This window comes from Streptosporangium sp. NPDC020072 (assembly GCF_040631445.1).
In the GTDB taxonomy this organism is placed as follows: Bacteria; Actinomycetota; Actinomycetes; order Streptosporangiales; family Streptosporangiaceae; genus Streptosporangium.
Genome location: NZ_JBEYAB010000013.1, coordinates 64,908 through 85,894 on the forward strand (window position 1 = coordinate 64,908; position 20,987 = coordinate 85,894).

The following is a 20,987-nucleotide window of genomic DNA, read 5'->3' on the forward strand; positions in this document are numbered from 1 at the left end:
CCCCCGCGACCCGAACGGCCGCACCGGAGGCACGCGCCCGACGCGGACAGACCGGCTTCATCGGGGCAAAGCACCGCCGCCGCCGGGGCGGCGGGCCGGTCACGACTCCCTGTGCGCCACCGGACAGCCACCGGTCAGTCTGCCGAGAAAGTCGTTGGGGTCGTAGTAGTGCTCGACCTCCACCAGCCTGAGGTCGTCGGACAGCTTGGCGATGCTGACGCCGTACATCTCGATCGTCTGCCCGGTGGGCTGGAAACCGTGGTACTCACCCTCGAAGACGCCCCAGTGGCGCCATTTGACGGTGACGGTCGGCGGCGGGGTGAGAACTTCGAGCACCTCCCAGAAGAATCCGCCGGGAAACGCCCTGTGGAACATCCGGTGCGAGGAGTCGAAGGTCTCCCGCCCGGTCGGGTAGAAGACGCTGTCGCCGATCAGGACGTTGTAGCTGCCGATCTCCGCGATGTCCGCCGCGGTGGCCCACGGACCTCCGTTGACGTTGGTCCGGAAACGGTCGGCGACCATCGACACCCAGGTCGCCGGATCCTTCTTGTGCGAGACCTCCATCTCGAAGACCTGCACGATCCCCTCGACCACGGCCTCCAGCGAACCGGGCTCGAAGTGGTACGTCCGCTGCCGCGGCATGACTTCGTGCGAGAGGTCGTAGTCGGGCAGGCCGTCCCGCCACTCACTCGGATCCGCGGCCGCGACCACGGCCGAACGCCCCTGAAGCCACAGCGGAGTTTCAGCCAAGACAATCACCCCATTTAGGACGACTACCACGAAAGAGCCGAAGCCCACAGATCCTCATGGACGCCTCCCGCCCCGTCAAGCGCCCCTCACGGGAGCGGCGCCGCCTTCGGCTTCCAAAGTCCGTCACCCAGCCTGGCGATGAGATCGGTCGCGGAAAGCCCCGGTTCGCGCCAGAAGGCGCCATCGGCCGCGGCGGGACCGAAATGCCTTTTTCGAGTCGCCCGGGAACCACCGGCCAGAAACCAGGGAAATCACGAAATGGAATTAACACCCACACCCTCCGTGATAATCACCGCCAGTCGAAGGCTGTAAATCCGCGAGAACGGCTGCGATGAGCTGCAATTCTCACCGACGGTGCCCGAACGGAACACCCATGCCACCTGCGGCGACGAGCGGAACACAATATGAATTGTGATCCACGTCACGCCGCGTTCGACGGCGGGAGAGATATGTTCGAGGAGTGCGAAGGCGAGTTTTTAATTCCAGCCCGCCTTTATCGCCTACCACCGGAGGTTGCACGTGTTAAAGTCACGCCGAATTATGCTGGCTTCCATTGTCGGCGCCGCTGCCGCCGCGACGGCACTGCTCTCACCTCACACCGCCATGGCCGCGGACTCCACTCCGATTCCGGCGTCCGCCGACGTCTCGGCCCTCAGTCCGCAGCAGCTCGAACTCCTCAAGTCCGACACCCCGCACACGCTCTCGGTGGACCCGCGAACCGGCAAGGTGCTGTCGGTGACCGAGGGAGCCATCTCCACCCCCGCGATCAGCCAGCACAACATCTGCAACTCGGGTGACTTCTGCTACGCGTCCGGCCAGGTCCCGTACGCGCACCAGGGGTTCTACGGCAGCGCGGGCACGAAGACCGGAAGCTGGCCCTACCGGTCCTACTTCAACACCGGCAACTACAAGGGCCGGGCCTGCTGGACCTATCAGGGATCGTCGCCCTGCAGCGGCCCGTGGGGTCCCAACAGCTACGTCAACTTCAACGGTTCGCTCGTCACCGGCACCAGCGTCACTCTCTACTGAGCCACCGGTGAGCACATGACCGAGCGATGCCATCGCTCACATTGAGCGATCGAGAGCGGGGAGGCCGAGCCTTCCCGCTCTGCGTATGGAGAACGTCGACTCACGGACCGTCGAAACCGGAGACGGGATTATTTCCCATTCGTGGACGGCGACAGCACCTGACCGGTACGCGGATCCACGTTCACCGTCCTCCCGCCGAGATTCGACGGCTTCCCCTCCGAAACTCCCAGCACCTGGCCGGTGGCGGGGTCCACGGTTATCGTCACCGGTTTGTCCGACTGCAGAAGCTTCTTCTCCTGAGGCGTGACCGTCGCGGTGTCCGCAGGTGACGGGCCGGTCGCGCTGACAATGGACGTCGAGGTCAGAGCCATGGCGACCGCACCGGCACCAACCGCCGCCACGAGGATGAGACGTCGTACTTCAGGCACGTTGACCTCCGAGAATCGAGAGAACTTACGGGGACAGACGTACGGCAGGCGCATCCACCAACCGCTTGACCACAGCCTTCACTTCTCAAAAATGAGAACCCACACAAACCTATCGCCGAGCGGCGATCCTCAGGACCTTTACCTTTGGTTCCAACCGAGATCGGCGACCCCCAAGCATTCCGATCCTGAGCCGAACACCCCTGAAGCCATAACGGGGTTTCCGCCAAAAGCCATCGAAAGTCCGGGTCACGCGGTCATGCAGCCCTCCAGAGCGGCGGCGAACTCATCGGGGCGAGACCAGTAACCCAGGTGGTCCCCCGGAAGGTCGACGACCCGCCGATTCCACCGGGCCGCGAGCACGGCGGCCGGCCGGTAGGGAAAGTGGGCACGGGAGTCCCGGCCACCCGCCAGGACGACGCGATCACGCCACGCGTCAAGCGCGGCGAAGTCCGGATGGTAGCCGGGAGCATTGGGCACCTCCTGGGTCAGGATGGTGAGCGTGTTCCCGGACATGCGGGCGAGCAGTTCCGGATCGGGATCGGCCGGCCGCCGAGCCTCGGCGACCCCGATGCCCGCCAGGAATCGCCGCATCGCCGCCTCCTGCCCCTCGCTCCGATGGGTCGCGCCGACCTCCTCGAAGAAGGCTCGCCAACGCGGGGCGTCCGGCAGAACCTCGAAGATGGGCGGTTCGTGGGCCACGAGCCTGCTGACCAGCCGAGGATGCCGGCCGATGAGGTCGAGCCCGATGACGGCTCCCGCGCTTGTGGCGAAGATGCGGACCGGTTCCCCGGAGACGGCACCGATCAGGCGGCGCGCGTCTTCGACGTGCGTCTCGATCCACCCCGCGGGCTCCTCCTGGGTGAAACTCCGGGAGAAGCCTCGCCGGTCATAGCCGACGACCGTATGACGGTCGGCCAGCCGATCGGCCATGGCGTCGAAGAAACCGGCGTCGCCATTGCTCCCGGGGATCAGCAGAAGCACCGGCCCCGAACCGCGAACCTCGTAGTGGATGCGGGCTCCGGCCACATCCAGGACATGGTTCTCACGCACAGCCATCACGCCTCACCTTCGCGCACGGCGGATAAGATGCAGACTGCATCTAACATAAACCGTTCCCAAGGGGTGTGCGATGGGCCGACGGCGCGGAGAACGGTTGGAGCAGGCCATCCTCAACGCCACCTGGGACCTGCTGACCCAAGTGGGCTACGCCAAACTGACCATGGAGGCCGTGGCCGCCAGAGCGGGCACCAGCCGACCGGTGATCCACCGCCGCTGGCCCACCCGCGCGCGGCTAGCACTCGCGGCCCTCGACCACACGGCTCCCCCCGACGCCGAGCCACCGGACACCGGCGGACTGCGAACCGACCTGCTCGCCATGATGCGGCAGATCACCCACCGATTCGGCTCCGTGCACGGCGAGGTCCTCGCCGGCATGACGGCCGAGACAGCCCGTGACCCGGAGGCCGCCCACGCCCTGCGCGCCCGGCTGACCGTCACGACCCGAGGACAACAGGTCGCGACCATAGTCCGGCGAGCCGTCGAGCGGAACGAGATCCTCCCCGTCCTCCTGCCCTCACGCGTGACCGCACTCCCGCTCGACCTGATCCGCAACGAGATCGTGCTGTACGGCCGGCCACCGGGCGAGGACGCGATCACCGAGATCGTCGACTTCGTCCTCCTGCCCGCGATACTCCACGCCCCGGCCCCCGGCTTCGAGGCCGGGCAACCGGTCGCGGAGAAGCCCTGACCCTTCGGATGCCACGACGACCCACCGCCGGTCGCCGAGACACCGCGTCCAACCGGCTCCGGGCTGTCGAGCCGGCATGCCGCCGTCCCCGCGCCGCTGCGAACGCCGGGCAGACCGCTTCTCCTCCTTCGTCGCTGTCGCCGCAGCCCTCATCCGCTCCCGCCGCCTCGTCGAACAGGCCACCGGCGCCGCGGGATGACGGTGGTTCATCGGGCCGGAAACCGAACCCACGCTGCTCAGAGCAGATCTGCCCCCGGCGGATCGTGTCGACGCCGGTCCTGGTCGCCTCACAGGATGGACGCATGAGCGAAAAATCGAATCCTCCGCTTTTCGACACGCGGGTGAGGCGCGAACTCTACGAACAGCGTGTCCTCGTTCTCGACGGCCCTCTCGATGACGACAACGGGACCCTGCTGGCCACGCAGCTGATAGCACTCGCCACGCAGGACGCGTCAACGGACATCGCGCTCTGGATTCACTCCCCGGGCGGTTCCGTTCCCTCGATGCTCGCCATTCGCGACGTCATTCGACTCATTCCCTGTGATGTGTCGACCCTCGTCCTGGGCATCGCCTACAGCGCCGGACAGTTCCTGCTCTCGTCGGGAGCCAGGGGAAAGCGCCGCGCCCTGCCGCATTCACGCGTCCTGATGCACCAGGGCTCGGCGGGAATCGGTGGCACCGCGGTCGACATCGAACTGCAGGCCGGTGACCTGCGGCACACTCGCGACACGGTGCTCGGTCTCATCGCCGCGGACACGGGGCAGTCCGTCGAGCGCATATTCGAGGACTCTCTGCACGACCGTTGGTACACGGCGCAGGAGGCACTGGAATACGGCTTCATAGACGCGATCGTTCAGGACTTCCACGAGATCGCACCACACAATCGCCCCCGAACCGGTTTCGGCATCACCGGAGGAGTCGGCCAGTGAGCACATACACGATCCCGAACGTCATCGCCCAGAACCCTCGTGGCGAGCGCATCATGGATGTCTACTCGCACCTGCTCACCGAGCGAATCGTCTATCTGGGCACCGCGATCGACGCCGGCGTCGCGAACGCCCTCATCGCGCAGCTGATTTTCCTGGAGTCGGACAACCCCGAGGCCGAAATACAGTTCTACATCAACTGTGAGGGCGGGGACCCGAGCGCGATGCTCGCGATATACGACACCATGCGCTACATCCGCCCGCGGGTTTCGACGACCTGCGTCGGACAGGCCGTGGCGGTCGGCGCCGTCCTTCTCGCCGCGGGCACCGAGGGGAAGCGCGCCGCCCTGCCGCACGCACGGGTGATCCTGCACCAGCCCGCCGCCCAGGGGCGCGGAACGATCCCCGACCTCATCCTGCAGGCCGACGAGGTCGTCCGTGTCCGAGCGGACATCGAGCGCATCCTGTCACGGCACACCGGTCAGACGGTCGAGACCCTCCGCGCCGACACCGACCACGACCGTGTGTTCACCGCGGCCTCGGCCCTGGAGTACGGGCTCATCGACCAGATCATCGAGGAGCGTTCGCCCGCCCGCAGGTGATCCGGCGGCTACGCGGCCAGGGCGTACGCCGCCGAGCAGGTGGCGCCTCTCGACACGCCGCTCTGCGTGGACCGCAGGCTCTCGGAGACCGCGAGGGTCAGGTCGATCAGGGTCACATCCAGCGCTCCGGCGACCGCGGCGATCATCTCGCTCGACGGCTCCTTGACGCCCCGTTCCATCTCGGAGAGATACTGCGGCGAGACCCCGGCACGACGTGCCGTCTCGCTCAGCTTCTCGCCCCGCTCGTGACGAAGACCTCTGAGGCACTCACCGAGCGCGTGCCGCCACAACGGCTCGCGAACCGGAGACGGCTTGGAGTCGGTCCGAACGATCGCCGGACGCAGCGGCGGAACGGAAGAGGCCATACCTCACCTTAAGGAGACGCCACCCCCAAGTTCAGCCCAATCCGCGCAGAGCAGAACCGTTCCCGTCTTCCCTGGTCCGTCGATCACCGTGGACGAACACCTCCATGGCTGGATCGAGGGGCCCACGCCATGGAGGTCAACCCGGAAGCTCCTGGCCATCCGCCTCAGCGCCAAGTCCTTCATCGGCAGGACAGGGCTCGGTCACCAAGCTCTAGCCGGGTGGTCAGTCGCTTCCCCGGCGACGGCGGTACTCGGTCTTGACAGGCCTGAGACGGTCACGCCTGGCGGCGACTGCCTGGTAGTCCACCATTTGACCGCTCTCCCGTCGCTCTCGCAAGGCGGCCATTCCCTGAGCCAGCCAGTCAGGGTCATGGCGCACCTCCACCATCTCGCCAGAGACGATCAGGTCAGCGGCTTCCCTCTCGGACAGCTCCCTGCCCACCCAATCGGGCAGCCGACGGAGACCTCGCCGGTCACGACGCGACGCACACCCTCCTGAAGCACAGGTATCGGCCCTCAGAGTAACCAGGTGTTTCCACCGTCTCCGCGAGACCACCGGGACGGTATCTCGTGGCCGGCGACACCGAACGGATCCGTACCTACCGAGTCTCGACGTCCTCGACGAGCGGTTCGACCTGGCGGACCTACCTGGAGTGTTGCGACGCGCGCCGACACCAGGGGGAGACGACGCTCCGTCTTTCCCCCAACGCCCTCGGATCCCGGCCGGATCGGCAAACAGGAGATAATTCACTTATTCAGCACGAAAGAACATATCACCGCATTTCCGCCCATGAACCAAGCGATCTACCTTACTGCGTGAGCAAGTTGACGGAAGCGAGATGGATTACATCCAATTCACACATTAAATTGCGGATACATCCGACTCTGAGACTGTTTCCCGAGGTCACATCGGTAGAGGGATCACGACCGGGGTGGACCGGATTGAATTCGCTCGAAGGGCGCATGCTATGGCGGCATATGCATACCGATGTCCGCATTGCTCCGAAATTGAGGCCGTTTTTCCGATCGGCACCGCACCCGCTACGGTGCCGTGCCCAGACTGCGGCGCGGCCTCTGTTCGGACGTTCTCAGCGCCGATGCTGGCGCGCATTCCGACCGCCGTGTCCGCGCAGTTGCAGCGCGCGGAGCGCAGCGCCTCCGAGCCCGAAGTCGTCACGTCCCTGCCACGGCGCCGTACCGGAGGCGCGGTGGCCGTCCATCCCGCCACCGCCCGCCTGCCGAGGCCGTGACCGTCCCGCAGTGCCGAAAGGAATCCAGCCGTGCCAGAGTTGATTTTCCCGCTCGACTCGACGAAGAAGTTCACCGACCAGGCCAAGATCGGTCACAACCGTTGGCACCCCGCGATCCCGCCTGTGGCACGGGTCAAGCCCGGCGACAGCTTCCGGGTCCACTGCCGGGAGTGGTTCGACGGCGCGATCCACAACGACGACTCCGCCGAGGACGTCCGTGACGCCCCGTTGATGAAGGTGCACGCGCTCAGCGGCCCGTTCGCGGTCGAGGGAGCCGAGCCGGGCGACCTGCTGGTCGTGGACATCCTCGACCTGGGGCCCATTCCCCAGGAGGACAGCGGCCCACTGGCCGGTCAGGGCTGGGGTTACACCGGGATCTTCCCCACCAAGAACGGCGGGGGGTTCCTCACCGAACAGTTCCCCGACGCCTACAAGGCGATCTGGGACTTCTCCGGCCAGGTCGCCACATCACGCCATATCCCAGCGGTGTCGTTCACCGGCATCGCCCACCCCGGGCTCATGGGCACCGCGCCGTCGGCGGCATTGCTGTCGAAGTGGAACGCGCGGGAGTCGGCGCTGATAGCCACAGACCCGCAGAGGGTGCCGCCGCTGGCCCTGTCTCCCGAGCCCCGGGAGGCCATCCTCGGCGGCGTCTCCCCGTCCGAGTTCGACCGGATCGCGGCCGAGGCCGCCCGTACCGCGCCGCCGCGAGAGAACGGCGGCAACCAGGACATCAAGAACCTCACCCGGGGCTCCCGAATCTTCTACCCGGTGTACGTATCCGGTGCGAACCTGTCGGTCGGCGACCTGCACTTCTCACAGGGCGACGGTGAGATCACCTTCTGCGGCGCCATCGAGATGGGCGGCTTCATCGACCTGCGGGTCGACGTCATCAAGGACGGCATGCAGACCTACCGTGTCGGCGAGAACGCCATCTTCATGCCGGGCCGTACGGACCCTCAGTACAGCGAGTGGCTGGCCTTCTCCGGGGTGTCCGTCACCCTGGACGGCGAGCAGCGCTATCTCGACTCGCAGCTGGCCTACCAGCGGGCCTGTCTGCACGCGATCGACTACCTGACGGCGTTCGGCTACAGCCCCGAGCAGGCGTATCTGTTGCTCGGCGCCGCGCCGATCGAGGGCCGGTTGTCGGGGGTGGTGGACATTCCCAACTCCTGCGCCACCGTCTATCTGCCAACCGCGATCTTCGACTTCGACGTCCGTCCCGGCTCCTCCGGCCCGTTCCGCGTACCGCAGGGCACCAGCGCCCCGCACGCCAGTTTCGACTGAACCGCCGACCTCCCGCTTTCAGGCGGGCCGATCACTCTGGTCGGGTAACGAAGACGGTGGCCGAAGTGAGCCGGAACACATGGAGCGCGAGGCCCGGTTGCGGGCCACATGAAAGACAAGCCCGAGGTTCGGTGGGCGGCTGCGTATGAGGCCTCCAGAGATTGAGGTGTCTGAAACGACACATCCACACTGACCGAGGAACCCTGCGAAGGTGGACGGCGTTAACTGATCATGACGAGCGATGAGAAGCCAACCGGCCGGTTCCAGCGTCTGCCTGAGCGGCCGGACCCTGCGACCTGGGTGCCGGGCCGGGATGAGGACCCGTTGCCGCAGGTGATCGCCGAGCCCGGAAACCCAGTCGACGCGACCCTGCAGTGGGTGGCGCCCGAGCTGTACGCGGCACAGCAGATCAGCGATGCGATCGTCCGCCGTCGCTCCCACGACTGACCACAGGGTTCAGCCACCTCACACTGGCTGGGGTGTCTGACGCGGTCGTTCGACAAGCTCGGCACCGGACCTGCCGCCGGTGTAGCGGAAAGCCGTCATCGTGACGGCACTCTGCTTGGCGGTCGACCGCGGGCTGGGGAAGCGTTCCAGGAACGACAGCGAGATGTCGATTTTCAGACATCTCGGTCTGGGCGGCTTCGGAGAAGGCGTGCCAGATGTCGGCCGGTACGGCCCAGCGGTGCGGATGGACGGCCTTGATCACGCACAGCGTCTGTACGGCAAAGGCCTCCACACCGGTGTGCGATGTCGCCGTAGGACCATCAGAGAATTTGCGAATCGGCACGGTCTGTCTGCCGTTTCCTCCGTTCGACGCGTACGGCGCGGACGATCAGGTAGGTCAGCAGCAGTACCCCCACGACGAGGACACCCACGCGGACAGCGGGGGTCTCAAGGTCTCTTGACGCCCCTTTGAGGACGAAGAAGACACCCAGATAGAGCACGAATCCTCGCCCGTCGAACCACAGGTGGACACGGGGAATGCCGTTGAGGATCATCAGGCTGAGAATCACGTAAGCGAAGATCAGGAAGCCCGGAGCGAGATCCGTTGGCGGCCCCAACCAGAGGTAGGCCGCTCCTCCTATGGAGCCGATCAGCGACATTGTGATCGCGGTCACCTTTTGCGGCTTGGACAGCGTGTTGAACCACGACGAAGGCCGATCTGCGGAATTCACGAGATCAATCTCGCACAGAACGACAATCAATCGCCAGGCATGGCCTGACATGCCCATGTAGACGGCCCCGCCCTGGCCGTAGTTGGCGTGCCCATCAGCTGAAACGGCCGGACAGATCGTCAGTGACGACGATGACCGGTCCGCGCCGGTTGGCCGCGGCGGTCCGCTGAAGCAACCGGATCCGATGCGGTGACCAGGATCCGGCGCGCCTGAGAGCGGTGGATGCCGATGCCCGCCACACGGGCGACGGCGGTCAAGCTGTTCGGCATCCACCGCGGTGGGCCGCTCTCATCGGCCGCCACCAGGGCGCCTGCCTCGTCGCGGCCCGGGTGCCCGGGCGGGGCCGAGCGCGCCAAGGCGATGATCATCCGCGTCCGACCCTCGTCGGTGTCCAGCCTCAGGCGCGCGAACAGTGGTCCGGCATGATGATCTGAACCATCGTTCCCCCGGCCCAGCCGGCATCCACACCCTCGATCAGCAACGCGGCACCGGGACACCCTGGGGAAGCTGGAGCGAACCGGCTACCCGCAGGTTGGACGCCGCGACTGAATACCGGCGCCCACGCCGGATTCAGCGGCAGACCGTACCGGGCACAGGGAGCGTCCCGGAGATCAGGTAACGGTCGACACTCCCGGTCGCGCAGGCGTTACGCAGGTACGCGGTGTGCCCGTCGCCGTCATAGGTCAGCACCTGTGACCCCTTGATACCCCTGGCCAGGCTCTTGGCCCAGACGAGCGGCGTTGCGGGATCATGCGTGTTCCCGACCAGCAGAACGGGCGGCACCTGGGTGATGCGCACCGGCCGCTGCGGATTGGACGGCTGGACGGGCCATCCCAGACATCCGGTCGTCATGTCCCAGAACTCCGATGTCCCGCGCATGTGCGGGGCCCTCCGTACGGCGTCCCGAGCCCGGGCCCTGAGCTGCGGGAATCCGTTGGTTCCAGGGTCGATGTCCTGACAGAGGACCGCCCGGTAGGCCGAGGTCATCGCGGAGTTGTCCAGCGCCTCAGTCCGCATCTGCCCGAGGATCTCCGCATCGCCCTGCTCCGCCTGAACGATGCCCCGGGCCAGATCGCCGTTGAACTCGGGGGCCAGCGTGAGCATCACGTACGCGGCGTAGCGCAGTTCTTCCGCCGTCAGCGGACGCCCGCCGGTCACCGGAATCGGCGTCTTCTCCGCCTTGCGCATCAGCGCGTCCCACACCTGCGGTACGGACCGGCCGTGCAGCTCACATTCCTCCGTCCGCTCGCACCATTCGCCGAACCTGTCGAACCCGTCCTCCACCGCCTCCGCGGCATCCCGCACCATCTGGCGCGAGCTCATCCCGTGATCGACGATCCCGTCCAGAGCCATCGCCCGTACCCGGTCGGGGAACCGCCGCGCGTACTCGGTCCCCAGCATGCTCCCGTAGGAGCGTCCCAGGTAGCTGATCTGCTCCTCGCCCAGCGCGGCCCGCACCGCGTCGAAGTCTCGCGCCACGCTCCCGGTGTCCACGTGACCGATCAACGGTCCGCAACTCACGCCCACGGCCCGGTTGTGCGCGACAAGGCGGTCATACTCCCACCGCGTCTCAGGGAACTGCGTGACAGCCGGATCATGCACCGCCTTCCCGCACTGGATCTGCCCACTGCCGGCGACCCCGCGCGGATCGATCCCGACGATGTCGAACCGCTCGCGTAACTCCTCGGAGAAGTAGTACTGCGACCAGTTCCGCACCAGATAGGCCGCACCCGCCCCTGGTCCGCCCGGGTTGTAGAACAGCGTCCCGACCCGTTGTCCGGTGGCCTTGCGACGCGTCATGTTCAGCGAGATCCGAGGCCCGTCCGGCTTCGCCCAGTCCACCGGCACCGCGAGGGCGCCGCACTCGGCTCCGGGTTCCTCCCCGCAGGCTCGCCAGTCGATCGTGTCCGTACCGGTCGCACTTACCGCTTGGGTCACTTGGCCGGTCGCGGCGGCAGGTGCCGCGGGGAGCGCTACCGCGATCAGCGCCAAGCCCGTGATGAGGGGTGTCCATTTCATGATCTAAATCGTCCTCGGCTCACCGACCCCCGCCATCGGCCGAACGGACCATAGTTCATCGAATACGGCTTTTCGAAGCCCAACAGAAAGATCAGCGAACGAGCCGTGGTCACACGGACAGGAACGCAGAGGCCCCACCGGAACCCCTTCCCTTGGCACTCGGCTTCGCGGGATCAGGCTTGGTGGGCCGGCGCCGCTTCTGAGACTTCCCCATACCCGTCATCGTGAAGAGACCACAGCCCGGTGACGAGATGTTGTCAGGCGCTTATAGATCATCGGTGGACGAGTTTAAACCGCTCGGCCACCCTCTCCTGCAGAATCTGCATTGCTTGAAGCATGTTCATTACGACATGATCCGCCTCGCGCTCCCGGTCCGGCCACGTCCCTCGATCGATCCAGACCGTATGAAGACCAGCGGCCCGCCCTCCACCAATGTCGGCGACCAGGTGATCACCGGTCATCCATCCTCCGTCGACAAGATCCACCCTGTACCGTCGGGCAGCAATTGTTCGACCGGAGCCATGAACGGCGTGATGCCGGTGGTGACTTCGCAGCGGCCGAAGACTTTCGCCCGGTGGACGTCGTAGGCGGCCAGGTAGGCCGGCGCACCGCCACGGCCGTAGGTGTGGTTGACGCGCACCGCCCTGGCCTGGCCTGGGGCGAGGGTCGGGTGACATCGGCAGCGGGCCTGGATCGAGGTTCTTCTCGTCGCTGGAGATCACGTATTCGTCCGCGCTGAGGGGTTCGCCTTCGTAAGTGGGGGCGTATAGACCAAGGACGTGCTGAGCCTTGGCGCGAAAGTCCGGGTCCCGGATGAAGATCCGGGATTGGTGCTGCCAGGGCTTGAGCGCTTCCTGCCGAAGCCAGCGGCGCACGGTGGACGCCAGGAGTATGGGACGGCTGGCAGGCAAGGCAGACAGGCCGATCAGCAGAAGTGGATCACAATGCAATGGGGGTCTTGCTCACGCCGTCTCGTGATGGAGGGGGTCCAGGGCAGTGAGTTCTTCCTTCGACAGTCTCAGGGAGCCCACGGCGACGTTCTGGACGAGGTGGTCGAGGTCGCCGGTGCCGGGGATGGCCAGCACGTGGGAACCCTGGTGCAGCGTCCACGCCAGCCGGATCTGGGCTGCGCTCACGCCGTGGGCGCGAGCGATGGTGTGCACCTCCGGACTGTCGGCGGTGGTCGCACCGGCAGTGCGTCCGGCGCCGGCGATCGCGTAGAACGGCACGAACGCGATGCGCTGTTCACCACAGAGGTCCAGGAACTCCTTCTGCTCGGGCGATGCGCCGATGCCGTACATGTTCTGGACGCAGACCACCGGCGCGATGGCCTGGGCCTCAGCGAGGTGGTGAGGACGGACGTTGGACAGGCCCAAGTGACGGATGAGTCCGGCCTCGCGCAGTTCGGCCAGCGCGCCGAAGCGTTCGGCGATCGAATCAGCCCCGACGATGCGCAGGTTCACCACGTCGAGGTGGTCGCGGCCGAGCTGACGCAGGTTCTCCTCGACCTGGCCGCGCAGCTGCTCGGGAGTGGCGTGCGGCAGCCATTGCCCCGAGGGATCGCGGCCCGGTCCGACCTTGGTGGTGATGACAAGGTCGTCCGGGTAGGGGGCCAGCGCCTGGTTGATCAGCTCGTTGGCCGAGCGCAGCGGCGAGAAGTAGAAGCCAGCGGTGTCGATGTGGTTCACGCCGAGTTCGGCCGCGCGGCGCAGCACACCGATCGCCTGGTCACGGTCGCGTGGAACGGCATCGGGTGCGAACGCCTCGCCGTGCTGCGGCAGGCGCATCGCGCCGAAGCCGACCCGGTTGACCGTCAGGTCGCCGAGCTTCCAGGTGCCCGATGCCGCTGCGGTGATCATCTGTGAGGTCATGGCGAGATGATCCCCACGCGGTAGGCTGACCCGCCATTGATTCATGCATGCCTGAATCTATTGAGGAGGGGTTGTCCTGGCGGAGCTGACGTTCTCGACGAGCGATCTGGCGCAGGTGCGGTTCGCCGTCTCACCGATGTGGGAGGTCGCGCCCAGCTTCCGATTGCTGAGGTCCGGCACTACGCATTCGGTCCACCGACCCTGGGTCCACCAGGTACGGCCGCGCCTGGTGGCCGCCGGACTGGACCGGGGATGGCTCCACGAGTTGATCCCGCCCAGCGGCGGCTACGTCCCCGACTTCCTCAACCCGGCCCCCACCGGACCGGCCCCCACCCTGGCGGCAGAGCGGGACGCGATCCGGGCCGCGCCCGTCGACCGGGTACGCCATGATCTCGACCACCTGGCCCGCCACCAGGGAACCCTCGGCCCCCGGCTACGAGCCCTGCGCAACAACCCTCAGGGCCTCCTGGCCAAGGTCGCAGAGGAAGTCGAAACCTACTGGGGACTGGCACTCGCCCCCTACTGGACACGAATCCGAGCAGTCCTGGACGCAGACATCCTCTACCGGGCCCGCCTGGCCGCCGAGCACGGCACCGGCCACCTTCTCAACGACCTGCACACGTCGCTGAGCTGGGATAACAACGCGCTGCGGATGGCCCGCCGAAAGCAGCCACTGACCCGCACGACGGCAGGCACGGGACTACTGCTGATTCCCTCGGCCTTCACCGGAGCAGGGCTACGCACCCGGACGACGCCGCCGGATCCACCTCAACTCTCCTATCAGGCACGGGGTGTCGGCTCGCTCTGGCAGGCACGGCCCGTTACACGAGCCGACGCCCTCTCCGCCGTACTAGGGCGCTCACGGACCTTGCTGCTGGCCGAGTTGGAGATCCCGGCCTCCACCACACAGCTGGCCCACCGCACCGGACTCTCCTTGGCCGGGGTATCCCAATACCTCACCGCGCTACGCAACGCGGGCCTGGTCAGCGCCCACCGCGCCGGCCGGTCCGTCCTCTACGCACGCACCACCGCAGCCGAAGTCCTTCTCCAAGCCGCCTCCGCCTGACCTCACGTCAGCCCCCGAAGGACTTCCGGCGCCGACCACTAAGGACAAGGGCATCACCAACGGAAACCTCATGCAGAAGATTGACCAGCTTCACACCAGCGGCCACATCTCACAGTTAATCGCTGAGGCCGCCCACGAAATCCGGTTCACCGGCAACGAAGCCGCTCACGGCCCCTTAGACATGGACCCTACGAACCAGGAAGACGCCGAAGCAGTCACTCGGTTCATGGACAAGATCCTGGAGCGCGTCCATCACGAGCCAGCGGAGATCGAATACATCCACATGAAGCGGACTCTTGGCCCGGCTGCAGGAGAGCGGCACCCCGACCATGCTCCCGGCGCTTTTGGCAGTCTGCCCGAAGCCGGATGGGTCACTAGGTCGGCCTTTTGAGGATGCGGCGAAACCACTTAGTCGCGCAATTGGAAACGCAGAGGCCCCCTACGGTCACCGTAGGGGGCCTCTGACCTGGAGCCGCCTTCGGGATTCGAACCCGAGACCCCTTCATTACGAGTGAAGTGCTCTGGCCGACTGAGCTAAGGCGGCATGTCGCGTCCGCGTGAACGCGACCTACGGCAGTCTACAGGCTTCGCGGGGGTTTGCGCTCCACCGTGTCAGTCGATCTTCGGGCAGCGGACGCCGTCCTCGGGAACGGTCAGGTTGATCAGATAGTCGTCGACCAAACGGTCCACACAGGACGAACCGCTGCGGTAGGCCGTGTGACCGTCGCCGTCGAAGTCGACCAGGACTCCCGAGGAGAGCTCGCTCGCCAGGGCCTTGGCCCACTCGTACGGCGTCGCCGGGTCACGCTCGGTCCCCACGACCAGGATGGGCGCGGCCCCCGGGGCGTCGATCTTCTCCTTGGGGGCCGGCTCGATCGGCCAGTAGGCGCAGGCCAGCGTCCCCCACATGATGTACGGCCCGAACAGGGGAGCGTCCTTGAGCGACTCGCGCGCCGCGGCGGCGAACTCGGCCGAACCCCGGGGGAAGGCGGAGTCGACGCAGTTGATGGCGGTGTTCGCCTCGGTCTGGTTGGCGTACTCGCCGTTCCGGTCACGGTTGACCAGCAGGTCGGCCAGGCGCAGCAGGGTGGTCCCGTCTCCGCGTTGGGCGTCGGTGAGCGCACGGCGCAGGATCGGCCACGCCTGCCGTTCGTAGAGCGGGGTGACCAGGCCGAGGACGGTCCACGACTCACCGATCGCGCGGCTGTCGGTCCTGTTGGTGAGCGGCTGCCGGTCCGCGCGGCTCAGCAGTTCGGCGATCTGCTTCCGGGCGGAGGCCACCGTGCCCTGGAAGGGGCAGTCGGGCGCGGTGAGGCAGTCCTCCAGGAAGGCGTCGAGGGCCACCTCGAAGCCACGGGCCTGGGTGACGTTCATCTCCACCGGGGTGAGCGAGGGATCGACGGCGCCGTCCAGCACGAGGGCGCGCACCCGCTTGGGGAACAGGTCGGCATAGACCGCGCCGAGTTGCGTGCCGTACGACTTGCCGAGGTAGGTGAGGCGTTCGTCGCCGAGGGCGGCGCGCAGCAGGTCCATGTCCTTGGCCGCGTTGGTGGTGCCGACGTACGGCAGGAGCTTGCCCGAGCGGGCCTGGCATCCGGCGACGTAGGCACGCGCGCCCTTCTCCAGGGCCGCGATCTCCTCCGGGGAGTCGGGGGAGCCGTCCAGACCGGTGTAGTCGTCCAGTTCCTTCGACGACAGGCAGCGCACGGGTGCGGAGCCGCCGACCCCGCGTGGGTCGAAGCCCACCACGTCGAACCTCTCCCGTACGGCGTCGCTCAGCACCGACTGGGCGTTGCGCGCGTACTCGACGCCCGAGGCGCCGGGTCCACCGGGATTGATCAGGATGGAGCCGACACGCTTGCCCTTCGCGGGCAGCCGGATGACGCTGATCTCGATCTTCTCGCCGTCCGGCTTGGCGTAGTCGAGGGGAACCCCCAGCTTGGCGCACTCGTAGCCACCGCCACAGGAGGTCCACGCGAGCGAGGTGGCCGCCCCGCCGTCACGAGCGGCACCACCGTCACGAGCGGCACCGACGTCACGGCCGTCGCGGGCGTTCACCCCCGAACAAGCCGTCGCGAACAACGTCAGCGCCGCGAACGCGGCGGCCGTACGGCGGTACCTGTGCGGTGTGACCACTCGCCTCATCCTTCTGGGTCAGGGCGTGCGAGGTCACGCGCGAGACGTTCGGATCCTACTGCGAGTCGCCGTAGGCGGCGTCGTGTTGTTTTCTCGGGGAGCAGACGGAGGCGGACGGGCAGGCGCAGCGACGGCCACCGTCGTCGAGGCGGACGACCACCGAGTCGGAGGGGACGTTGCGCCCGACCACGGTTCCCGGGCCCTGCGCGGTGTCCACCTTCGCCCCGACCTTGGGCATTCTGCTCTGCGCCTCGGTGTAGAGGGGGTGTTCGTATTTCAGGCAGCACATCAGCCGCCCGCACGCCCCGGCGATGCGCATCGGGTTGACCGGCAGCTCCTGGTCCTTGGCCATCCGCACCGAGACCGGCTCGAAGTCCTTCAGGAAGGTCGCGCAGCACAGGTCACGGCCGCAGGGACCGATCCCGCCCTGCAGCCGGGCCTCGTCGCGGGGGCCGATCTGGCGCAGTTCGACGCGGGCCCGCAGGTTCCTGGCCAGGTCGCGGACGAGGAGACGGAAGTCCACCCGGTGGGGGGCCGAGAAGTAGACGGTGTAGACGTTGTCCGTGTCGAGGTAGTCGACCCCGACGACCTTCATGGGCAGTTCGTGCCGTCTGATGAGCCGTTTGGCGACGCTCCTGGCCTCGGCCCGCCGGCGTCTGTTGGTCTCGTCGCGGGTCAGGTGCTCCTCCCCGGCGAGGCCCTCGCACACCGGCAGGCCGTCGATCTCCTCACTCGTCCACTGCGGCGCCCAGACGCACTCGGCGACCTCGGGGCCGGCGTCGGTCGGCACGAGCACCTTGTCGCCGATCTTGGGGCTGTGGCCGCCCGGATCGAGGTAGTACAGACGGCCGTATCGGGTGAAGCTCACGGCCATGATCATGCTCATATGGCTCCAAGCGGCTGGGGGTACGGCTAAGCGCCCACGCCAGCCACCCTACGCGTCACGGCCGTCCCTGGGGACTCCCAAGCTCGGGTTACCTGCCCCTGCCCTTCACCGAGCACGACGGTCGGTCCTCGTCCCCGAAGACCGTGTCGATGATGACCGACCGCAGGGAGGCGCGTTCGCGGAGGCACACGGCGTCCACGGCGACGGCCACCCCGGGTAGTTCGCCCGCGGCTTCGAGCAGCGCCGCCCGGTCCGCGCCCGGCCTGACCTGGACGATGAAGGTTTCCGGCATATCCGTGAGCTTCACGGTCTTCAGAAGAGCAGGGTTTTTGTCCTTGTACTCCCTCTGGAAGCCCTCGTAGGCCGTCCGTTGGTCCCTGAAGGAGACACTCCCCACCTCGGGCCGTCCCTGAAGCGCCCGCTGGATGCCGGCCTTCTCCGTCTCGGTCGCCTTCCCTCCCGCGCATCCGGGGTGCACGGTCGCATCACCGCTGAGGCACAGGAAGACGTTGACGCTCGATGTGTCGGACTCGTCCATAGCCCCCACGGACATGGCGACGACCTCGCTCCGGTCGGGAGAGGACAGAACAGCGGCGACCCGTACCGTCAGGAACACGGCGACGGACGCGGCGGCGACGACAACCGCGACCGGGATCACCCACCGCCTGCGACGGCGCGAAGGCACGGTCAGCGGGCGGACGTTCACGGCGGTCGAGGCGGCGGCGGACAGGGCGTCGCGCAGACGGTTCTCCGTCTCGGTCATGGCTGCTCTCCAAGGTCTCCAGGGTCTCCAGGGTCTCCAGGACTTGCCGGGGTTCCGGACGCTCCAGGCGCTCCGGGGTCACCGAGGGCTCTGGCGAGGGCGGCCAGCCCGCGCGTGATGGTGGACCTGGCCGTGCTGGCGCCCACGCCCATGGTCTCGGCGATCTCGGGGTCCGACAGGTCGAAGTAGTAGCGCAGCGTGAGCGCCTCCCGCTGCCGCCTGGGCAGCCGGAGCAGGGCGAGAAGCACCTCACGGCGTTCCTCGCCGAGCAGCGCCGCGTGCTCCGCCGACCAGACGGGCGGCTCGTACGGCACGGCCCGCCGCCATGTCACGGCCCTGCGCCGCAGCACGGAACGGCAGCCGTTGAGCACAGCGGAGCGGACGTAGGCCAGCGCGCGCCCGGGGTCGCGCAGGCGGCGTCTGCCCGCGTGGGTGCGGGCGAACGCCTCCTGCACGACGTCCTCGGCCGTGGGCTGGTCGCCGACCATGAGCAGCGCGAGCCGTACCAGCCCGAGGTGGTGGTCGGCGAACAGCGCCGCGATGTCGGTGCCGTCCCTGATCGTTGGCTCTCCGTGGGAGAGCAGTTCGGCCTTCACATCACAGAGACGCCGCCGAGCGGGATCTGCTGCTTTCATCCGGCGAAAACCTCTGCCCGCCGAAACCGGACCCACCCGGACCCGGCCGCTCGAAACCCCGGGCCGTGGCCGTCAGCGGGTGAGGTCGGCGAAGGCCCTCTCCCAGCGGGCGGAGATCGTGGAGATGTCGTACTTCTCTGCCGTCCGCAGGGCGTTGGCGGCCATCCTGAGCCTGCCCTCCTCGTCGTCGATCATCTCCAGCAGCCCCTCGGCGAGGGCGTCCACGTCGTCGGGCGGGACCAGCAGCCCGTCGTGGCCGGAGGTGATGATCTCCCGGGGGCCCCGGGGGCAGTCGAAGCTGACCACCGGGACGCCACAGGCGAACGCCTCGATGATCGTCATGCCGAAGCCCTCGAAGCGGGAGCTGACCGCGTGGATCGAGGCCTTGGCGAGCTCTCCCTCGATGTCGTCCGTCGGCCCCATGAACATGACGTTGTTGTGCAGGCGGAGCTTGACGGACGTCTTCATCAGCTTGTCGGCGATCCGGCCCTCGCCGTAGATGCGCAGCTTCCAGTCGGGGCGCTTCGTGATCACCTGGGCGAAGGCCTTCAGCAGCCGGTCGTAGCCCTTGACCGGCACCAGCCTTCCCGCGGCCAGCACGATGCGGTTGTCCTGCTTCGAGCGCGGGCGCGCCCCTCCGGCCAGGCCGTTGCCGATGGTGTAGACCCGGGTCCCCGCCTGGCCGAGCATGGCGCGGTAGTCGCGCTCGTCGGCCTCGGTGAGGGTGACGACCGCGTCGAGCCTGGGGTACCACTGCCGGATCTCCTCGAAGATCCCGGGCTTGTGCGCCTCAAAGTGCAGGTGCTCCTGGGCGATCCTCACAACCCCCCTGCGGGCGAACCTGGCGGCCATGATGTTCAGCCCGGCCCTGGTGGTGACGAGCACGTCGGTGCGCAGCCTCCGCAGTTCCCGCCTGAGCACCTCGTCGCTCCAGGCGGTGAAGGAGGGGTAGGCGCGTTCCTCGGGGTGGACGAGCGTGCTCTCCATCGCGCTCAACCGCTCGGCCCGCTTCGTGTACGGCCAGCGGACCCGTGCCTCCGGCCGCAGGTCGACCAGCGAACGCAGCCTGACCTTCTCCCCCAGCGGCAGGAAGGGCCGGTCGGCGTGCTGGAAGACGCTGATCACCTCGACGTCGTGCCGTTCGGACATCTCGGTCGCCAGGTCGAAGGTGGCACGGATCGTGCCGCCCATGCCGTACGCGTTGAGGATCAGGTAGGAGACCTTCACGCGGCCTCCTCCTCGACGCTGAAGGCGACGGCCAGGCTGTCACTGTCGGTGTAGTACGGCCTGACCCTGATCCGGCCCACGTGCTGGGCGGGGAAGCGCACCTTGGTCTTCTTGTCGGCGACGTCGTCGAGCCGGGCGGCCAGCGGCAGCCGTACTCCCGCGATCTCGGCGTGCAGGTCCCAGAAGACGCGCTTACGCGCCTGGCCGTCGGCCATCGGTTCGATCAGGACGCTGCCGCCGAAGCGCCGTCCGCCGAAGGAGGCGGGCCCGCTCATCGGTTCGGTCCCCTTGCGCGGCACGGCCACGAGCCTGGCCGCCCCCTCGTACGGCTCTCCGTAGGCGACCAGGCCCTCGACCTCGATCACCCCGCCGTCGGCGACGACCCCGGTGACCTCGACGTACGGCTCGACCTCGCGGACGGTCAGGGCGAGGATTCCCGCCGACGTACGGAAGGCCCTGACCTCCCGGTCACGGGGAGTCCCGGCGTAGGCGACCAGGTCGTCGAGGGAGAAGCCAGGGTCGTCGGTGGCCAGCGGCTCCCCCCGGTGGGAGGCCAGCCATATCCCGGCCCGCAGACCTGTCAGGTCCGTCCCGGAACGTTCCTCCCCTGTCTCCGCGTGCCGCAGAACGATCTCCGCGTCGTCGGCCGGGGCGGTCTGCCCCGGCCACTCGATCCGCAGTGTGTCGTCGTCTCTCACGCGGCTGGTGACGGCCCGCCGGCCCCCTGGCACCGTCACGTCCCCCCGCGATCCCATGCTGACCAAGAGTCCCCCGGTCCTTCCCTGTCCATCCCCGTCGAACAGGACATGTTCGGTAGTTTTA

Annotated in this window: 22 protein-coding genes, 1 tRNA gene and 2 pseudogenes; 10 read left to right on the forward strand and 15 right to left on the reverse strand. The window is 67.4% G+C overall.

What is annotated here, in order from left to right; all coding sequences use genetic code 11:
* Positions 1-99: 99 nt before the first annotated feature.
* Positions 100-750 carry an ester cyclase gene (locus ABZ470_RS29075; protein WP_362915364.1) on the reverse strand — a complete coding sequence of 217 codons (651 nt, stop codon included), beginning with the start codon at positions 748-750 and terminating at the stop codon, positions 100-102.
* A 540-nt stretch (positions 751-1,290) separates the two neighbouring features.
* On the opposite strand from ABZ470_RS29075, the gene ABZ470_RS29080 reads away from it, so the two are divergent.
* Positions 1,291-1,779 carry a hypothetical protein gene (locus ABZ470_RS29080; protein ID WP_352012798.1) on the forward strand — a complete coding sequence of 163 codons (489 nt, stop codon included), beginning with the start codon at positions 1,291-1,293 and terminating at the stop codon, positions 1,777-1,779.
* 128 nt (positions 1,780-1,907) lie between these two features.
* Here the strand turns inward: ABZ470_RS29080 and ABZ470_RS29085 are convergent, their stop codons facing one another.
* Positions 1,908-2,207, reverse strand: a complete 300-nt coding sequence (locus ABZ470_RS29085) for a hypothetical protein (RefSeq protein WP_362915366.1) — start codon at positions 2,205-2,207, stop codon at positions 1,908-1,910.
* A gap of 246 nt (positions 2,208-2,453) precedes the next feature.
* Positions 2,454-3,263, reverse strand: coding sequence for an alpha/beta hydrolase (locus tag ABZ470_RS29090; RefSeq protein ID WP_362915368.1), 810 nt, complete (start codon positions 3,261-3,263; stop codon positions 2,454-2,456).
* A 73-nt stretch (positions 3,264-3,336) separates the two neighbouring features.
* Here ABZ470_RS29090 and ABZ470_RS29095 point away from each other — a divergent pair, with 73 nt between their 5' ends.
* The 3 genes from ABZ470_RS29095 to ABZ470_RS29105 all read left to right on the forward strand — a co-directional run bounded on the left by ABZ470_RS29095 (position 3,337) and on the right by ABZ470_RS29105 (position 5,482).
* Entirely contained in the window at positions 3,337-3,954 is a 618-nt protein-coding gene (locus tag ABZ470_RS29095) for a TetR/AcrR family transcriptional regulator (protein ID WP_362915370.1), read from the forward strand.
* A 302-nt stretch (positions 3,955-4,256) separates the two neighbouring features.
* Positions 4,257-4,883, forward strand: a complete 627-nt coding sequence (locus tag ABZ470_RS29100) for an ATP-dependent Clp protease proteolytic subunit (RefSeq protein WP_362782274.1) — start codon at positions 4,257-4,259, stop codon at positions 4,881-4,883.
* A complete protein-coding gene (locus ABZ470_RS29105; RefSeq protein WP_352012793.1) occupies positions 4,880-5,482 on the forward strand; it encodes an ATP-dependent Clp protease proteolytic subunit in 603 nt (200 codons plus the stop codon). Before ABZ470_RS29100 ends, ABZ470_RS29105 begins: the two co-directional genes overlap by 4 nt.
* A gap of 8 nt (positions 5,483-5,490) precedes the next feature.
* Here ABZ470_RS29105 and ABZ470_RS29110 read toward each other — a convergent pair whose 3' ends face one another.
* Positions 5,491-5,847, reverse strand: a complete 357-nt coding sequence (locus ABZ470_RS29110) for a helix-turn-helix transcriptional regulator (protein WP_362915372.1) — start codon at positions 5,845-5,847, stop codon at positions 5,491-5,493.
* 968 nt (positions 5,848-6,815) lie between these two features.
* On the opposite strand from ABZ470_RS29110, the pseudogene ABZ470_RS29115 reads away from it, so the two are divergent.
* The 4 genes and pseudogenes from ABZ470_RS29115 to ABZ470_RS29130 form a co-directional block, all read left to right on the forward strand.
* Positions 6,816-6,935 (forward strand): annotated as a pseudogene (locus ABZ470_RS29115) (FmdB family zinc ribbon protein); the annotation flags it as partial.
* A gap of 9 nt (positions 6,936-6,944) precedes the next feature.
* Complete coding sequence (locus ABZ470_RS29120) at positions 6,945-7,097, forward strand: hypothetical protein (protein ID WP_352012974.1); 153 nt, start codon at positions 6,945-6,947, stop codon at positions 7,095-7,097.
* A 30-nt stretch (positions 7,098-7,127) separates the two neighbouring features.
* Positions 7,128-8,384 (forward strand): formamidase, encoded by a 1,257-nt coding sequence (gene fmdA / locus ABZ470_RS29125; RefSeq protein WP_362915374.1) that lies wholly within the window; start codon positions 7,128-7,130, stop codon positions 8,382-8,384.
* Between the two features lie 231 nt (positions 8,385-8,615).
* Positions 8,616-8,831: a hypothetical protein gene (locus ABZ470_RS29130; protein ID WP_352012788.1), complete on the forward strand. Its 216-nt coding sequence runs from the start codon at positions 8,616-8,618 to the stop codon at positions 8,829-8,831.
* Positions 8,832-9,151: 320 nt separating this feature from the next.
* Here ABZ470_RS29130 and ABZ470_RS29135 read toward each other — a convergent pair whose 3' ends face one another.
* From ABZ470_RS29135 to ABZ470_RS29150, 4 genes are all read right to left on the reverse strand, one after another.
* Positions 9,152-9,835, reverse strand: a complete 684-nt coding sequence (locus ABZ470_RS29135; protein ID WP_362915376.1) for a hypothetical protein — start codon at positions 9,833-9,835, stop codon at positions 9,152-9,154.
* A gap of 297 nt (positions 9,836-10,132) precedes the next feature.
* Positions 10,133-11,581 (reverse strand): alpha/beta hydrolase, encoded by a 1,449-nt coding sequence (locus ABZ470_RS29140; RefSeq protein WP_362915378.1) that lies wholly within the window; start codon positions 11,579-11,581, stop codon positions 10,133-10,135.
* A 272-nt stretch (positions 11,582-11,853) separates the two neighbouring features.
* The gene (locus ABZ470_RS29145) at positions 11,854-12,258 is read right to left on the reverse strand and encodes an HAD hydrolase-like protein (protein WP_362915704.1); all 405 of its coding nucleotides are present in this window, start codon (positions 12,256-12,258) and stop codon (positions 11,854-11,856) included.
* Between the two features lie 285 nt (positions 12,259-12,543).
* Positions 12,544-13,452, reverse strand: coding sequence for an aldo/keto reductase (locus tag ABZ470_RS29150; RefSeq protein ID WP_352012783.1), 909 nt, complete (start codon positions 13,450-13,452; stop codon positions 12,544-12,546).
* A 229-nt stretch (positions 13,453-13,681) separates the two neighbouring features.
* On the opposite strand from ABZ470_RS29150, the gene ABZ470_RS29155 reads away from it, so the two are divergent.
* Positions 13,682-14,518 (forward strand): winged helix-turn-helix domain-containing protein, encoded by an 837-nt coding sequence (locus tag ABZ470_RS29155; protein ID WP_362915380.1) that lies wholly within the window; start codon positions 13,682-13,684, stop codon positions 14,516-14,518.
* 49 nt (positions 14,519-14,567) lie between these two features.
* A pseudogene (locus ABZ470_RS29160) lies at positions 14,568-14,909 on the forward strand (DUF4145 domain-containing protein); the annotation flags it as partial.
* A gap of 76 nt (positions 14,910-14,985) precedes the next feature.
* Here the strand turns inward: ABZ470_RS29160 and ABZ470_RS29165 are convergent.
* The 7 genes from ABZ470_RS29165 to ABZ470_RS29195 form a co-directional block, all read right to left on the reverse strand.
* Positions 14,986-15,062: transfer RNA gene (locus ABZ470_RS29165), tRNA-Thr, on the reverse strand.
* A 68-nt stretch (positions 15,063-15,130) separates the two neighbouring features.
* Entirely contained in the window at positions 15,131-16,654 is a 1,524-nt protein-coding gene (locus tag ABZ470_RS29170; RefSeq protein WP_362915382.1) for an alpha/beta hydrolase, read from the reverse strand.
* 55 nt (positions 16,655-16,709) lie between these two features.
* Positions 16,710-17,528, reverse strand: coding sequence for a regulatory iron-sulfur-containing complex subunit RicT (ricT, locus tag ABZ470_RS29175; protein ID WP_352012972.1), 819 nt, complete (start codon positions 17,526-17,528; stop codon positions 16,710-16,712).
* Positions 17,529-17,628: 100 nt separating this feature from the next.
* Positions 17,629-18,303 carry a permease-like cell division protein FtsX gene (locus tag ABZ470_RS29180; RefSeq protein ID WP_362915384.1) on the reverse strand — a complete coding sequence of 225 codons (675 nt, stop codon included), beginning with the start codon at positions 18,301-18,303 and terminating at the stop codon, positions 17,629-17,631.
* Positions 18,300-18,938, reverse strand: coding sequence for a sigma-70 family RNA polymerase sigma factor (locus ABZ470_RS29185; RefSeq protein WP_362915386.1), 639 nt, complete (start codon positions 18,936-18,938; stop codon positions 18,300-18,302). Before ABZ470_RS29185 ends, ABZ470_RS29180 begins: the two co-directional genes overlap by 4 nt.
* Positions 18,939-19,010: 72 nt before the next feature.
* Positions 19,011-20,165 (reverse strand): glycosyltransferase family 4 protein, encoded by a 1,155-nt coding sequence (locus ABZ470_RS29190; protein WP_362915388.1) that lies wholly within the window; start codon positions 20,163-20,165, stop codon positions 19,011-19,013.
* The gene (locus ABZ470_RS29195; RefSeq protein WP_362915390.1) at positions 20,162-20,863 is read right to left on the reverse strand and encodes a hypothetical protein; all 702 of its coding nucleotides are present in this window, start codon (positions 20,861-20,863) and stop codon (positions 20,162-20,164) included. Before ABZ470_RS29195 ends, ABZ470_RS29190 begins: the two co-directional genes overlap by 4 nt.
* Positions 20,864-20,987: the final 124 nt, after the last annotated feature.